Origin of the sequence: Pleomorphomonas sp. T1.2MG-36, assembly GCF_950100655.1 — a bacterium.
Taxonomy (GTDB): domain Bacteria; phylum Pseudomonadota; class Alphaproteobacteria; order Rhizobiales; family Pleomorphomonadaceae; genus Pleomorphomonas.
The window spans coordinates 668,359-682,737 of record NZ_CATNLY010000012.1; the positions used below are offsets into that span (position 1 = coordinate 668,359).

At 64.1% G+C, this 14,379-nt stretch carries 14 protein-coding genes and 2 tRNA genes; 7 read left to right on the forward strand and 9 right to left on the reverse strand.

Annotated elements, in window-relative coordinates; all coding sequences use genetic code 11:
• Positions 1–21: 21 nt before the first annotated feature.
• From QQZ18_RS10010 to QQZ18_RS10030, 5 genes are all read right to left on the reverse strand, one after another.
• Entirely contained in the window at positions 22–963 is a 942-nt protein-coding gene (locus QQZ18_RS10010; protein WP_284540629.1) for a radical SAM protein, read from the reverse strand.
• Positions 960–1,352, reverse strand: a complete 393-nt coding sequence (locus QQZ18_RS10015; RefSeq protein ID WP_284540632.1) for a NifB/NifX family molybdenum-iron cluster-binding protein — start codon at positions 1,350–1,352, stop codon at positions 960–962. Before QQZ18_RS10015 ends, QQZ18_RS10010 begins: the two co-directional genes overlap by 4 nt.
• Positions 1,349–2,752, reverse strand: a complete 1,404-nt coding sequence (locus tag QQZ18_RS10020) for a nitrogenase component 1 (protein ID WP_284540634.1) — start codon at positions 2,750–2,752, stop codon at positions 1,349–1,351. The genes QQZ18_RS10015 and QQZ18_RS10020 overlap by 4 nt, the downstream gene beginning before the upstream one ends.
• Before the next feature lie 13 nt (positions 2,753–2,765).
• The gene (locus QQZ18_RS10025) at positions 2,766–4,280 is read right to left on the reverse strand and encodes a nitrogenase component 1 (RefSeq protein ID WP_284540636.1); all 1,515 of its coding nucleotides are present in this window, start codon (positions 4,278–4,280) and stop codon (positions 2,766–2,768) included.
• Positions 4,281–4,633: 353 nt separating this feature from the next.
• Positions 4,634–4,707 (reverse strand) — tRNA-Cys (locus QQZ18_RS10030).
• A gap of 328 nt (positions 4,708–5,035) precedes the next feature.
• On the opposite strand from QQZ18_RS10030, the gene QQZ18_RS10035 reads away from it, so the two are divergent.
• Positions 5,036–5,233: a family 1 glycosylhydrolase gene (locus tag QQZ18_RS10035; protein ID WP_284540638.1), complete on the forward strand. Its 198-nt coding sequence runs from the start codon at positions 5,036–5,038 to the stop codon at positions 5,231–5,233.
• Between the two features lie 43 nt (positions 5,234–5,276).
• On the opposite strand, the gene QQZ18_RS10040 is transcribed toward QQZ18_RS10035, so the two are convergent.
• Both QQZ18_RS10040 and QQZ18_RS10045 read right to left on the reverse strand, forming a co-directional pair.
• A complete protein-coding gene (locus QQZ18_RS10040; protein WP_284540640.1) occupies positions 5,277–5,513 on the reverse strand; it encodes a hypothetical protein in 237 nt (78 codons plus the stop codon).
• A gap of 449 nt (positions 5,514–5,962) precedes the next feature.
• Complete coding sequence (locus QQZ18_RS10045) at positions 5,963–6,217, reverse strand: PGPGW domain-containing protein (RefSeq protein ID WP_284540642.1); 255 nt, start codon at positions 6,215–6,217, stop codon at positions 5,963–5,965.
• Positions 6,218–6,474: 257 nt separating this feature from the next.
• Here QQZ18_RS10045 and QQZ18_RS10050 point away from each other — a divergent pair.
• Positions 6,475–6,550 (forward strand) — tRNA-Asn (locus QQZ18_RS10050).
• Positions 6,551–6,631: 81 nt separating this feature from the next.
• Here the strand turns inward: QQZ18_RS10050 and QQZ18_RS10055 are convergent.
• Positions 6,632–7,792 carry an ROK family protein gene (locus QQZ18_RS10055; RefSeq protein ID WP_284540644.1) on the reverse strand — a complete coding sequence of 387 codons (1,161 nt, stop codon included), beginning with the start codon at positions 7,790–7,792 and terminating at the stop codon, positions 6,632–6,634.
• A 297-nt stretch (positions 7,793–8,089) separates the two neighbouring features.
• Between QQZ18_RS10055 and QQZ18_RS10060 the strand changes: the two genes are divergently transcribed.
• From QQZ18_RS10060 to QQZ18_RS10080, 5 genes are all read left to right on the forward strand, one after another.
• A complete protein-coding gene (locus QQZ18_RS10060) occupies positions 8,090–9,427 on the forward strand; it encodes a GH1 family beta-glucosidase (protein ID WP_284540646.1) in 1,338 nt (445 codons plus the stop codon).
• A 126-nt stretch (positions 9,428–9,553) separates the two neighbouring features.
• Entirely contained in the window at positions 9,554–10,780 is a 1,227-nt protein-coding gene (locus tag QQZ18_RS10065; protein WP_284540648.1) for an ABC transporter substrate-binding protein, read from the forward strand.
• 74 nt (positions 10,781–10,854) lie between these two features.
• Entirely contained in the window at positions 10,855–11,727 is an 873-nt protein-coding gene (locus QQZ18_RS10070; protein ID WP_284540650.1) for a carbohydrate ABC transporter permease, read from the forward strand.
• Entirely contained in the window at positions 11,727–12,641 is a 915-nt protein-coding gene (locus QQZ18_RS10075; RefSeq protein ID WP_284540652.1) for a carbohydrate ABC transporter permease, read from the forward strand. The genes QQZ18_RS10070 and QQZ18_RS10075 overlap by 1 nt, the downstream gene beginning before the upstream one ends.
• A 5-nt stretch (positions 12,642–12,646) precedes the next feature.
• The gene (locus QQZ18_RS10080; RefSeq protein WP_284540655.1) at positions 12,647–13,729 is read left to right on the forward strand and encodes an ABC transporter ATP-binding protein; all 1,083 of its coding nucleotides are present in this window, start codon (positions 12,647–12,649) and stop codon (positions 13,727–13,729) included.
• 6 nt (positions 13,730–13,735) lie between these two features.
• Here QQZ18_RS10080 and QQZ18_RS10085 read toward each other — a convergent pair whose 3' ends face one another.
• A complete protein-coding gene (locus QQZ18_RS10085; RefSeq protein WP_446728623.1) occupies positions 13,736–14,326 on the reverse strand; it encodes a TetR/AcrR family transcriptional regulator in 591 nt (196 codons plus the stop codon).
• Between the last annotated feature and the right edge of the window lie 53 nt (positions 14,327–14,379).

The following is a 14,379-nucleotide window of genomic DNA, read 5'->3' on the forward strand; positions in this document are numbered from 1 at the left end:
TGAGGATTGAAAAGCGGGCGGTCAGCCGTGTGAGAACGTGGGTTCGGTCTGCAGATCGTCGCCGTAGAGATCGGCCGTGTAGTCGGAGAGTCCGGGCACGCCTGCGGCATCGGCACGGCAGCGCTGGCAGTGGGTGAACACCTTGAGATGCCGTGCGGCATCGGCGCGCGCCTTGTGTCGCTCAATGAAGGTCGGTTCCTTCAAGTGGGCGAGCTGATGCTCGGGGATCAGCGGGATGACGTTGATCATCCGCGCGCCGGCCGCCGCCACCGTTTCCGCCACTTGCCCGATGTGATGATCGTTGATGGTGGGGATCAGCACCGTGTTGATCTTGATGGTGAAACCGAGCTCGGCAGCACGGGCGATGCCCGTGAGCTGACTGTCGATCAGCCGCCGTGCCGCTTCGATGCCGTCGAGCCGTTTGCGCTCCCAGGCGAGCTTCGGCGTGATCTTGGCCTGAATCTCCGGATCGACGGCATTGACCGTCACCGTCAGCGTGACCACGCCGGCCGCGTGGAGATCGCCGATGCGCGCCGGCAATTGTAGGCCGTTGGTCGAAACGCAGAGCGTCAGGTGGGGCCAGCGGGCATGGATCTCGGCGAAGGTCTCGATGGCATGGTCGGAGGCGAGCGGATCGCCGGGGCCGGCGATGCCGACGACGGTGAGATTGGGGATCAGCCGCAGCGCCCGCTCGACGACTTCGACGGCTTCCTGGGACTTGAGCAGACGGGCGGCGACGCCGGGCCGCTGTTCGACGCGGTTGAAATCGCGCCGGCAGAAGGCGCAGGCGATGTTGCAGAGTGGAGAGACGGGAAGATGCAGTCGCGCCGCCTTGGCATGGCCCTCCGCCGTGGTCGAAAAGCAGGGATGCTTGCCTTCGAGGTCGGGGAAAGCCGGCTGCATGGCGGCCTGCCGCATGCCGTGTGCCGCGCAGGCCGAGGAGGCTATGCCTGAAACGCTCATGCTGCGGCCTCCGCGCTGAACAGGCCGCCGAAGGCGGCGAGCTGACGGACTGTGTCGTCCACCGTGTCGTCGGTCTCGAAGGCGAGAATGCCGAGCTTGGTCAGCCTGTTGATGGCGCATTCGCCGAGACGCGACACCACCACGGCCTTGCAGTCGGCGATCAGAGCCACCGAGGCATCCATCACCACCTCGGCCTGATCGCCGCAGCCCGAGCCGCAGGCGGGGCGGTTGTTGCGGGATTCGAGATAGCGAGAGCCGGCGGGGCCGACTTCCCAGATCTCGAAGCGGGTGGCATGGCCGAAATGCTCGCTCACCCTGGCGCCCGTCGCGGTGCCGATGGCGACGCGCACCGCGCCGGAGGAAGGAGCGGGATCGGAGAGTGCCGTCATAGCGCGGCGACCTCCGGGTTTTCCTCGGTCGACTGGCGGACCACCGTCGTATAGGTGCGCTCGATCAGTTGCAGCGCGCCGCGATAGCCGATGTAGGAGCGCGACAGCACCACCTCGTCGGTCACCGGATAGCTGATCTCGACCAGCGGCGCGCCGATCTCGCCTGCCAGTCCCGCCTCCCAGGTCGAGCCGAAGACGATCGGCAGTTCGCCGATCCTTGGATGAGCCCGAAGGACGGCATGGGCCTTGTGTCCGTCGGATTCGAACAGCGGATCGGCATCGATGCTCGGCGCCAGATCGCGGAAAGCGTCACGGATCGCCTCGCGCTCGGTCTCCGGCGGGTTCTCGGTGATGACGATGACGCCGGGGTTGAGGCCGAGGTCGCCGACCAGGAACTTGGCGACGGCCAGCGCATAGGCGCTGTCGGCGACGATGTTCACTTCCGACGGCAGCCGGTACTGGCTGGTGCAGTTGGCATAGAAGGCCGCGAAGTCGCGCAGGTAGTGGTAGTAGGTCTTCTCCTCGCGGGCGATGAAGGCGTCCACCTTGCGCCTGTCGATGCCGGCATGGTCGCCCACCTTGCGCAGGAAGGCCGCCGTCTCGCGCGCACCGACCGGCAGGGCCGGAATGTGCAGAGTGCTCTGGCCGTAGGCGGCCTTGAGATCGCGGGCCACCGAAACGCCGAGCCAAGGGCTGAGCACGAGGTTGAACGCGGCGGCAGGAATGGCGCGCCACTCGGAAAGGCCGGCCGAGGCTGGGCCGAACAGAATGTTCACCTCCAGGCCGATGCCTTCGAGAATGCGCCTGAGTTCGGTAAGATCGCCGCGCCAGAACGGGTTCTGATAGGGCAGCAGCGCCCAGACGTTGACGAGGCCGGCCCGCTTCGGCTGTTCCGGTTGCTTTGCCACATACTGTTCGATGATCGCCTTCACCACCGTCTCGTGGCCGGTGAAGTTAGTGCCGCGATAGCCGAGCGTTTCGGCGAACACGATGGGCACGCCGCGCCGCTGGTAGCCCTTCACCAGGTTCTCGACGTCGTCGCCGACGAGGCCGGGAATGCAGCCGGACTGCACGACGTAAAGCTCGGCCTCCATCACCTTCAGCGTCGAGGAGATCAGTTCGTCGAGCCGGTCGGCGCCGCCGAAGATCACCTCCTTGTTGCCAATGTTGCTGGACGGCACGTGGAACTCGCCCCCCTGATAGCCGGAGATGCCGGACAGCGCGTGGAACTGCTTGGAGGCGCAGCCAGGGCCGCAATGGGTGATGGGGATCGCCCCTTCGATGGCGATCACCGAGGTGAGCGCGCCGAGGGCGCAGGCATAACGCACCTGCTCGATCGGCCCCGGCGGGGCCGCGAAGGAGTCGGAGGTGTCCTGGGAAACATAGCTGACGATGTTCATCGGTCTCTCCGGCTCACTCGGCGGCCTCAGTGGTGTCGAGGGCGTAGGGATTGGTCTCCTCCAGCCACCATTTCTGGTAGGGGAAGGACGAATGGGCGGCGACGTCCTCGTAGAAGCGCCGGCGCGGCAACACGCGCAGGATGGCGCGGCCGATGGTCAAAAGACCCTCGTAGCCGAGACCGTCGTTGGAATAGAAGATCGGCAGCACCGGAATGCCCAGCCGGCCGGCCAACGTGGCGGTGGTGCCGGAATGACGGCAGATGACGAAGTCCGGATTCGAACGCTTCAGCGCCGCATGCGTCTGGAAATGCTGGTCCGGGCTGACGGTGAAGTTCTCGATGTCGCCGGTGGTCTCGATGAGATGGCCGAGCGAATCCTGCTCGGGATCGCGGCTGTCGGTCGAGGGATCGTGGTGGAAGGAATAGGCGTCGTCGACGGTGACGCCCAGCTCGCGCAGATCGGCGATCAGGCCATGAGCGAAGGCGGCGCCGGCGGCAACGAAGCCCTTCTTGCCCTTGAGGAGGCGCCGGAGGCGCTCCAGTTCCGGCGCGATACGAGCCCGTTCGGAGGCGATCACCGCCTCGACCAGATGCGTCCGCCCGGTGACGCGGGCGATGTCGCGCAGCCAGTTGTCGGTGGCCTCCTGCCCATAGGGCAGCGGCGCGCGGATTTCCGGCACGCCGTATTCCTGCTCGAGGCCGGTGGCGAGGTAGCTCAGCACGAAGCACATGGTCACCGTCGCCGCCGCCGTGGATAGGTCGGCGAGGCGTTCGAGCGAGTTGCCACCCATGATCAGGTTGACCTTTAGGCCCAGTGGCTCGACCAGCGGCGTGAACACGTCCGGGCCGCCGAGGTGGATGACATTGAGAAGATCGGGGTTCTTCTCATGCGTCCGGTCCGGCACCAGGCGGCGCAGGATGCCATGCTCGATGACGTCCCAGCCGGACGACCAGTGCCGCGACTTGAAGCCCTCGCAATGCAGGGCAACCACGGGAATGCCGAGCTCGTCTTCGAGCTGGCGGACCGTGCCGTCGACGTCGTCGCCAATGATGCCGGTGGCGCAGGAGGTGGCGACGAAGATGACGCGCGGCTTGTGCCGCTCATAGGCGTCGCGGATCGTCTCGGCGAGGCGCTCGACGCCGCCGAACACCATGTCCTGCTCGCCGAGATTGGTGCAGATCGACTTGGGGTCCTCGGGCTTCCAGCCGCGCCGGGCGGCGAGATCGCGGGAATAGCGCGAGGTGAACGACTGGCTGGAGGCGCAGCCGATCGGCGAATGCTGGATGACCACCGTGTCCTTGATGATGGTGGCATTGGTGACCGCGATCTGCTCGGCGCACATCGAGGCCTGCGAATATGGGCTGTTCAACTCGCAGAGGCGCTTGCCGCCGGGGCCGCAATCGCGACCGCAGCCGAAGGTGAAGGCCGAATCCTTGGCGAGCTGGGAAGCGGGGCCATCCCACTGAGTGATGGTGCCAAGACGCTGATCGCGCGTCTCGGCCTGAGGTGTACGAAGATTGATCGGCATGTGGCGCTATCCCCTGTCGGCAGGCCGCTTGGAACGGAACCGGTCGCGAAGGGATGCTCGAAAGCCTCTCGCGACCTCTGACTTCAGGAGATCACGGAGAAATATTAGACGATAGATTTAGTATTTTAATTGACGGGAAGAGAGAGCAGTTTTTGCCCTGAATCCGCGCGAGCCCGAGAACGAGCTTCCAAGATAAGCTAATAATATTATATACTTAAGATATTTCACTTAGCCCGTCTTCCGGTTCACCAGCCGCTGTCAATTGTTCGCTCGCAACGGGCACGGGAAGCGCGATCACAGCGGCGGACGGCCAACTGAACAAGTCCAACAATATCAATGTCGATTGGATGGTCTGGAGGCCACGGAGGGAATCGAACCCCCGTACACGGATTTGCAATCCGCTGCGTCACCACTCCGCCACGTGGCCTCACGGAGAAGGGTCATAAGCGAGCGCGGCTGCGTAGACAAGGGGGCAGCGAGGGAAAATCCATCGCAGCATTATCGTCGGCCATTTTGCTTAGGTCCGGCCGGTGCTCGCCATGCCGATCGGCATGATCTAAGACCACCGGGAGGGGGTACACACCGTCTGCCCGATGTTGGTCGGCGATCACGCGGGTTCGGCAAGGCCGCCGTGACGAACGGCGATAGGCGTCACCCCGACCGTTGCGCATGATCCCGTTCGATACGAACGGCCATGAACCACCTTGCTTACTCGACCAGAGGCGGATCGACTGGCATCGGCAGGTTCTGTTGGAATGCGCGCGACCATCGCCGACGGGGCGTCCGTGCGGGCGTTCCATGCCTGGACGCCGCTCGACACTTTCCAGTGGGTGGAGGGATACACCGAGCGTTACGGCCTGATCCACACGGACTTCCGCAGTCATAAGCGGACGATCAAGGCCTCTGGCCTGTGGTTCGGCCGTATGGCCGCCACCAATCGGCTCGACTGGTAGCGACCTATTTGTATGAGGAGTTGGTGCGCGTGACGGCCATCGCTCAGACGGCGACCGCCAGCTCGGCAGGGAAACGGCTCGAACCGAAGGGCCGCTCCACACTGTCCCGACCGGCGAGAAGCCGGGCGGCCGCCCGCTGGGCCTCGGCGACAGAACCGTAGAGCTCGCCATCGAGATCCCAGACATCATACTTGACGGCAACGAAACGCACCTGATCGCCCGCGGGGGCAGCAACGGCAACGGCCTTTCCGGCCACTTCAATCACAATTGGCTTGGACATAATATTGCTCTCCTGGCCTTTCGCCGGTGGCGAGACCATCATCCTGTCGACTACGTTTTTTGTAAGAAGTGTCAGATGCTCAGCAAAGACACGTTCGCCATTGGCGTTTCGAGCGAAGATGATTGGGGCGGATCATTGAACGGCATACATTCGTGCGCGTCATCCGCGAGAGCGAAATGTGTGTCATTTATGACCTCCTTTCCCAAATTCGAGAGAGCGTTACTCTCTGGGGCACACCGATAGTGATCAACAACGACCGAAATATGACGCCGAACGACTCGGCTGGGTGTCCTGTTCCGGCAGTACCGCGATCCCATCGCGCCTGTCCTGCATTCAACCTGCCATAAGTGGAGTCCCCACTCCAGAAACGAAATATCAAAGTCGGGCACATTCGCGTGAATGGATTCCGCCAGGTGACCGAAGTCGGTCGAGATATGGCTGATGCCGATCTAGACGGAGCCGACGTTGCGCCTTTTCCAGCGATTGTAGCGACGCAGGACCCAGACTTCGGCACGGCGTCTGAACCGCCGGGCAAGCGGCGAATCCACCGAAAGGATGGCCAGGCCGACCGGAATCATCCAGAAGCCGACAACCGGCAGGAAGCCAACGAGCCCCATGGCAACGAAGGCAAAGCCCATGGCGACACGAAGGGGCCGATTTCTCGGCAATCGCACCGTCCGCCCCCAGAACTTCACCCTCGACATGCGCAGCCTTTCGAAATGCTCGCGTTTCCGGCGAAGACCGGTTCGGGACAGATAGGAAAGCACCCCCGGCTTTTCAAAGCCTATCGCGGGGCTTGCGGGAAAACACTGCCCGGCGAAGGAAAAGCCGTTCCCCACCATACCGTTAGCTACAAAATTTCCACCTCTTCCGGCCTTTTCACGCCACGATCGCATTTTCCTTGCCGAGGGGGCTTTGCAAACCGGAACAGCTTTGTTATACGCACCGCCACCGAAGCTGTTCCGCGATAGCTCAGTTGGTAGAGCAGGTGACTGTTAATCACCGGGTCGTAGGTTCGAGTCCTACTCGCGGAGCCATCGGTTTCCCAAGGAAATCAAAAGACTGGCACTGATGCATCCATTCGTGGATTGATGCGTCCGGTCGTGTGACGCGCCCGTTTACGACGGAAGCGAGAAGAAGCTGTCGATGGCAAGCGCGGCCGCGCCGCGCGCCCAGGCGTCATCGTTCCAGAACTCGACGAACACCTCGGTATCGCGCTGGAAGTTCTTCTCTTTCAGCGTCGCCACCATGGGTTCGAGCAAAGCCGGCCCGAACAGCACGCCCTCGCCGCCGATCACCATGGTTTCCGGATCGAACAGGCTGGCGAAAGTGGCAGCAGCAGCGCCAAGACGGCGGCCGGCGGTACCAAGGATCTCGCAAGCCACCGGGTCGCCCTCCCCCGCCAGCGCGGCAAGGGAAACGGGGTCGATGGCATGGCTGGACGGCCGCACCATGCGATAGGCGTTGAGAATGGCCGGGAGGGACGTCACGGCCTCAAGGCAGCCCAGCCGGCCGCACTCGCAACGGGGACCATCCTCGACCACGCTGAGATGGCCGATCTCGCCAGCGCCGCCGTAGCGGCCGCGCAGAAGTTGGCCGTCGACAATCATTGCAGCGCCGATGCCTCGGCCAAAGGAAAACACTGCCAGCGACGACGCCTGCCGCCCGGCTCCGAACAGATGTTCGGCGAGCGCAAAGGCGTTGACGTCATTGTCGACCCAGGCAGGCGCGCCGGCCAGACCGGAGATCAGCGCGGCGATCGGCACATCTTTCCAGCCGAATCGATCGCACCGCAGACATACGCCGCTCTCGGCATCGTGCTGGCCGGGCATGGCGAGGCCGATCCCGATGAGCCGCTTCCGATCCTCGCCCGAACGCTCCATGAGACATGTGAGCGCGTCGGCTGTCGCCCGCGCGACCGCGTCGGGCGACCGCGCGTCGACGTCCGCCGTCAGCGTGTCGATGACGTTGGTGCCGAGGTCGGTCAGCGTCGCCCTCAGGTGACGCTCCATCAGCTTGACGCCGAGAGCGACGTGACCGGCGTAATTCAGATCGAGCCGGGTCATCCGGCGCCGGCCGCCGTCGGCCACGGCGTCGCGTTCGGTAATGATCTGCTGGTCCAGGAGCTCGGACGAAACATAGGAAATGGCTGCCGGGCTGAGTCCGGTCGCCGCCGCAATGTCCGATCGCGCCGTTGGTCCATGCCGACGCAGGTGATTGAGCAGCAGCAGCCGGTTGAGCGTGCGCGACGTACTCTGATTTCCCTTCAGCGAGGGCATGAGAACATTTCCATTTCCGGAGCCAGCGACCCGTTCGTTTCACTTATAGAAACGAAAGCGGTTGGACTTCAACATATCGGACAACTGCGGATGGACTTCTCCCGAGCGTCATCGACTGGGACGCCTGCCGACGACGAGCTAGCGAAAGCGGCGGAAATCGGCCGGGACTTCCCCACTTCCAAGGCCTCATTCCACCCATGCGCATAAATTTTGGAGGGCAAACTATCTCGCTTGACTCGTCGTACATTTCATTTAATTAATTGAAGCAACATCAGGTCATCAACGGCGGTCGTCAGCATGCCTCGCTCCACTCGCGCCCAGTTTCCCGACGCTTTCCGGTGGGGCGTTTCCACCTCCGCGCTGCAGATCGAAGGCGCCACGGACATCGAAGGCCGCCGCCCCTCGGTCTGGGATACCTTCGCGGCCGAGCCGGGGCGGATCCGAAACGCCGACACGCCGACGGTGGCCTGCGATCACTTTCATCACCTCGATGAGGACCTTGATCTGGTCAAGGCACTCGGCGTCGACGCCTATCGCTTTTCCGTGTCTTGGCCGCGCATCCTGCCAAAGGGAACCGGCGCGGTGAACGAGGCCGGCCTTGCCTTCTATGACCGCCTCGTCGACGGGCTGCTGGAGCGTGGCGTCGAGCCGTGGCTGACGCTTTATCATTGGGACCTGCCGCAGCCGCTCGAGGATGCCGGCGGCTGGCCGCACCGGGAAACCGCCCTCGCCTTCGCCGATTTCGCCGACGTGGTGTCCCGCCGGCTCGGCGATCGTGTCAAGCGCTGGATTACCCACAACGAGCCCTGGTGCAGCACGATCAAGGGCTATTACGAGGGCGAGTTCGCGCCCGGCAAGCGCGACCTCTCGGCGGCCATGCAGGCGACCCATCACGTCCTGCTGTCGCATGGCCTGGCATTGCCCGTGCTCCGGTCCAATGCCGCCGACGCCCAATGCGGCATCGCCCTGAGCTTGCATCCGATCCACACGGCATCGGACTCCGCAGCCGATCGCCTTGCCGCCATCCGCCACGATGGCCTCAGGAACCGCTGGTTCCTCGACCCGCTGCATGGTCGCGGCTATCCGGAGGACGTCCTCCGCGAGTTGGGCGCCGCCGCGCCCGATATCCTCGAGGGGGATCTCGCGATCATCGCCGGCAAGACCGACTTCCTCGGCATCAACTACTACTTCCGGGAGATCATCGCCGACGATCCGAAGGGTGGACCGATGCGGTCGCGCGTCGTCGAGACCACGGCCCCCGACGTCACCGGCTTCGGTTGGGAGGTCTATCCGGAAGGCCTCACCGAACTGCTGCTGCGCGTCACGCGCGATTACCACCCGGTGCCGATCGCCATCACCGAAAATGGCGCCACCTATCCAGATGAGATGGCCGCGGACGGCCGTATCCATGACGACCGGCGAGCGATCTACATCCATCGCCACATCGACGCATTGCGCGCCGCGATGGATGGCGGCGTCGATCTCGCCGGCTACTTCGTCTGGAGCCTGCTCGACAACTTCGAATGGGCGGAAGGCTATTCCAAGCGGTTCGGCCTGGTGCACGTCGATTTCCAGACCCAGACGCGGACCATGAAAGACAGCGGCCGCTGGTTTGCAGACTTCTTGAAAGGCTGATCCGCCAGCCGACGGCGGAAGCGAATTCCATTCCGTCGCCCCGACGCTTCGCGTTCAGGGCCAGCGGTTTGGCGATGCAGGAGAGGCCCGAGGGGAGAGTTCGGGCTGCGATGAAGGAGGAGAGAGATGTTGAACAAGCTTGGAGTGCTGGGCTCGGTCATGGCCTTCGCCCTGACCACGACCACGCCGGTGTTCGCCGGCACCGCCGAGGTCATCCACTGGTGGACGACGGGCGGCGAGGCGGCCGCCCTGAAAATTCTCGTCGAAGCCTATGAGAAGACCGGCAACACCTGGAAGGACAATCCAGTGGCCGGCGGCGAAGCCGCCCGCATGGTGGCGCGCACCCGTATTCTCGGCGGCGATCCGCCGACGTCCATGCAGTGGCAGGTCGGCGCTCCCTTGATGGCGCTCGCCGAGGAAGGCCAGCTCAACGACATCGACGAAGTGGCCAAGGATTGGGATAAGCTTCTGCCCAAAGTGATCGCCGACAACGCCAAGTTCAAAGGCAAGTACGTCACGGCGCCGATGAGCATCCACGGCCATAACTGGCTGTGGGGCAACCAGGCGGTGCTCGACGACGTCGGCATTGCCATGCCGAAGACCTGGGACGAGCTGATCGCCTCGGCCGACAAGATCCGCGCCAAGGGTTACATTCCGCTGGCGCTCGGCGGTCAGTCCTGGCAGGAAATCTTCGTCTTCGAGAGCATCCTGATCGACGTCGGCGGCCGCGATTTCCTGACCAAGGTCACCTATGATCTCGACGACGCCGCTCTGCGCAGCCCGGAAATGCTGAAGGCCTTCGGGACCTTCGCCAAGGTGCGCGATCTGGTCGATCCCGGCAGTCCGAGCCGCGACTGGAACATCACCGGCGGCATGCTGATCAGCGGCAAGGCCGCCTACATGATCATGGGCGACTGGCTTAAGGGTGAGTTCGTGGCCGCGAACAAGGTTCCCGGCAAGGACATCGTCTGCGAGATCTTCCCGGCCGGCGGCAAGACGCTGGTGTTCGGCACCGACGCCTTCGCCATGACCGCCGTCAAGGATCCGGCCGCCCGCGAGGCCCAGCTGGCGCTGGCCAAGACGATCATGGACCCGGTGGTGCAGAAGGAATTCAGCCTGCGCAAGGGCTCGATCCCGCCGCGTCTCGACATCGACAAGACCGGCTTCGACGCCTGCGCCCAAATCGCCATGGGCGCCGCCGCCGATGGTGACCTGTTCCTGGTGCCCGACAACGTCACCGACGCCACCGGCATCGGCGCGCTGGTCGACCAGATGACCACCTTCCTGCACAGCAAGATGACGCCCGAGGAAGGCATGACCGCCATGGCCGACGCCGTGGCCGCGACCCGCTGACGGGCATTCGACACGATGTGCCGGCGGCGGCTTGCCGCCGGTACGCTCCGATCCGTGAAGCGAAGGCTCCGATCATGCGCAGATTCCTCCAGCGGCACGTGTCGCAGGTCGCCCTATCGCCGTCGCTGGCGCTGATCGCGATCTTTCTCTACGGCTTCATCGCCTACACGGTGGCTGTCTCGACAACCAACAGCAAGGCTTTCCCGCGCTTCGACAGTTTCGTCGGCCTCGAGCAGTATTGGCGCCTGTTCCATACCCCGCGCTGGCACGTCGCCTTCACCAACATGTTCCTGTTCGGCGGGCTGTTCCTGCTCGTCACCATCTCGCTCGGTCTCCTGATCGCCATCCTGATCGACCAGCGCATCCGCGCCGAAAGCTTCTTCCGGTCGATCGTCATGTATCCGATGGCGATGTCCTTCGTGGTGACAGGCATCATCTGGCAGTGGCTGCTCAACCCGACACTCGGCATCGAGGTGATGATGCATCAGCTCGGCTTTGAGAGCTTCCGGCTCGACTGGCTGACCAATCCCGACACCGTCATCTGGGCCCTTGTGGTCGCCGCCTTCTGGCAGGGTTGCGGCCTTGTCATGGCACTTTTTCTCGCCGGTTTGCGCGGCATCGATGAAGACATCTGGAAGGCGGCAGCGGTCGATGGCATCCCGGCCTGGCGCGTCTATGTGTTCATCGTCATTCCGATGCTGGCGCCGGTGTTTCTCACCGTCGTGGTGCTGTTGTCGCTGTCGATCGTTCGCGCCTTCGACCTCGTGGTGGCGCTGACCAACGGCGGCCCCGGCGTGTCGTCCGACCTGCCGTCGGTGTTCATGTTCGACATGGCCTTCCGCCGCACCAACCTCGGCCTGTCGGCCGCCTCGGCGGTGGTGATGCTCGGCACGGTGCTGGCGATCCTGATCCCCTATCTCTACGTCGAAACGAGGGAGCGCGCCTGATGTCGGCTCCGACAGATGCAATGCTCCGGCCCACGCGATCCGGCTGGCTGACGCCCCGGCGGACCAAGGCCATCCTGAAGCGGGTCGTTCTCTACCTGCTGCTTGCCATCGTCGCCTTCTTCTTCGCCGGGCCGCTCTACATCCTGCTCAGCACGTCGTTCAAGACGATGCCGGAGATCCAGGCGGGCGGGTTGATGTCGCTGCCGCACGAGCCGACGGCCCAGGCCTGGGTCACCGCCTGGGGCGAAGCCTGCATCGGCATCACCTGCGGCGGTCTCAAGGGCTATTTCGGCAACTCGATGGTGATGGCCGTCCCCGCCGTGCTGATCTCGGTGATGATCGGCGCCATCAACGGCTATGCGCTGGCCAAATGGCCCTTCCCCGGCGCCCGCTTCGTGTTCGCCGCCCTGGTCGCCGGCAACTTCGTGCCGTTCCAGGTGGTGCTGGCGCCGGTGTCGGTGACGTTGCGCACGCTCGGCCTGTTCGGCTCGGTGGAAGGGTTGATCCTGATCCACGTGATCTACGGCATCCCCATCACCACCATGCTGTTCCGCAACTTCTTCCTGTCGGTGCCCAACGACCTGATCAAGGCGGCGCGCATCGACGGCGCCGGCTTCTTCTGGATCTTCTTCCGCATCGTGCTGCCGCTGTCGCCATCGGTGATCGTGGTGGCGCTGATCCTGCAGTTCACCGGCATCTGGAACGACTTCTTGTTCGCCGTTTCCTTCTCCAATCCGTCGAGCGCGCCGATGACGGTCGCCCTCAACAATCTGGTCAACTCCAACTTCGGGGTGAAGGAATACAACGTCCACATGGCCGCGACGGTGATCGCCGCCTCTCCCACCCTCATCCTCTACATCCTGCTCGGCCGCTACTTCCTGCGTGGCATGACCGCCGGGGCCGTCAAGGGTTGACCGTCATGATCGACATCCGGATTTCCAACTGCAACAAGAACTACGGTTCGCTGAGGGTGCTGAAGGACATCAACCTGGAGATCGAGCGCGGCGAATTCATCGTGCTCCTGGGGCCGTCGGGCTGCGGCAAATCGACGCTCTTGCACATCGTCGCCGGCCTCGATCGGCTGACCTCCGGCGTCGTCGAGATCGGCGGCCGCGACGTTACCGACGTCGAGCCCAAGGATCGCGACATCGCCATGGTGTTCCAATCCTATGCGCTCTACCCGACCATGAGCGTTCGCAGCAACATGGAGTTCGGCTTGCGCATGCGCGGCAAGCCGATGTCGGAGATCCGACCGCTGGTCGAGGACAAGGCACGCATGCTGCATATCGACCACCTGCTCGACCGCCGGCCGAGCCAGCTCTCCGGTGGCCAGCGGCAGCGCGTCGCTATCGGTCGCGCCCTGGTGCGCGACCCCAAGGTATTCCTGTTCGACGAGCCGCTCTCCAACCTCGACGCCAAGCTGCGCGCCAGCATGCGCACCGAGATCAAGAAGCTGCACCAGTCGCTCGGCACCACGGCGATCTACGTCACCCACGATCAGCTCGAGGCGATGACGCTCGCCACGAGGATGGTGGTGATGAAGGCCGGCGAGATCCAGCAGGTCGGCAAGCCGGAGGAGGTCTATCATCGGCCGGTCAACCTGTTCGTCGCCGACTTCCTCGGCAATCCCGGCATGAACTTCATGAAGGGCCACCTCCGTATGGAGGGCGGACGCGTCTCGGCGGACGTCGGTGCCGCTACCGTACCGCTCGACGGCTATGCCTTCGAAACGGCGCCCGCCGACGGACAGGCGGTGGTGGTCGGCCTGCGCCCCGAGTCCGTCCAGCCGACGACGGGCGGCGAGCCCTTCATACTGACGCTCAAGCCGACGCTGATCGAGCACACCGGCTCGGACAATCTCGTCGTGCTGGCCATGGGCGGCGAGGAAATCGTCGGCAAATTCCCGTCCGACATGCTGCCGAAGCTCGGAGAACCTGTTGTCGTCGGGTTCGATCTTTCCCGTCTGTCGGTGTTCGACGCCCAGACAGAGCGGCGGATCTAGCACGGATCAGCTTGGCCGCTTCGCCTGCAAGCCGGCAATCATGACGTCGATGATGGCGTGGGCGGCGGCTTCCTCGTTGTCGCGGCCACCGCTGAACTGGACCATGCCGGCCAAGGCTCGCAGCAGATCGATCGGTTCGGCGTCGAAGCCGATCTCGCAGGCCGCGATGGCATTGCCCACCAGAAGGTCGATCGTCTGTTTGGTGGCAGCGCCGGACGCGGCGTAGAGCGACGACTTGCCATCGGCGAGCGAGTCCAGAAGCTCCATCATGCCGTGTTTGACGGACATGTAGCGGAAGAACAGGCGCATCCACGCCCTGAGCGCCTCGACCGGCGGCCGGCTGGCGGCAAGCTCGGAAGCCGCCCGCACCAACTGATCGCTTTCGTTGCGATAGACCGCCTCGATCAGCGCATCTCGCGTCGGGAAATGGCGGTAGAGCGTGCCGATGCCGACCCCCGCCGTCCGCGCCACTTCCTCGAGGCTGGCGGAGCCTCCCCTCTCGGCAAAGACCGACTTGGCGGCATCGATCAGCCGGGTGCGATTGCGCTCGGCATCGGCGCGCGGCTTGCGGGGCGGTTTTCCGGCACTATCGATCACGTCCGCGTGAGCCTCTTGATAAACGGAGGTTCCCTCCGTATTTAGAAACGGAG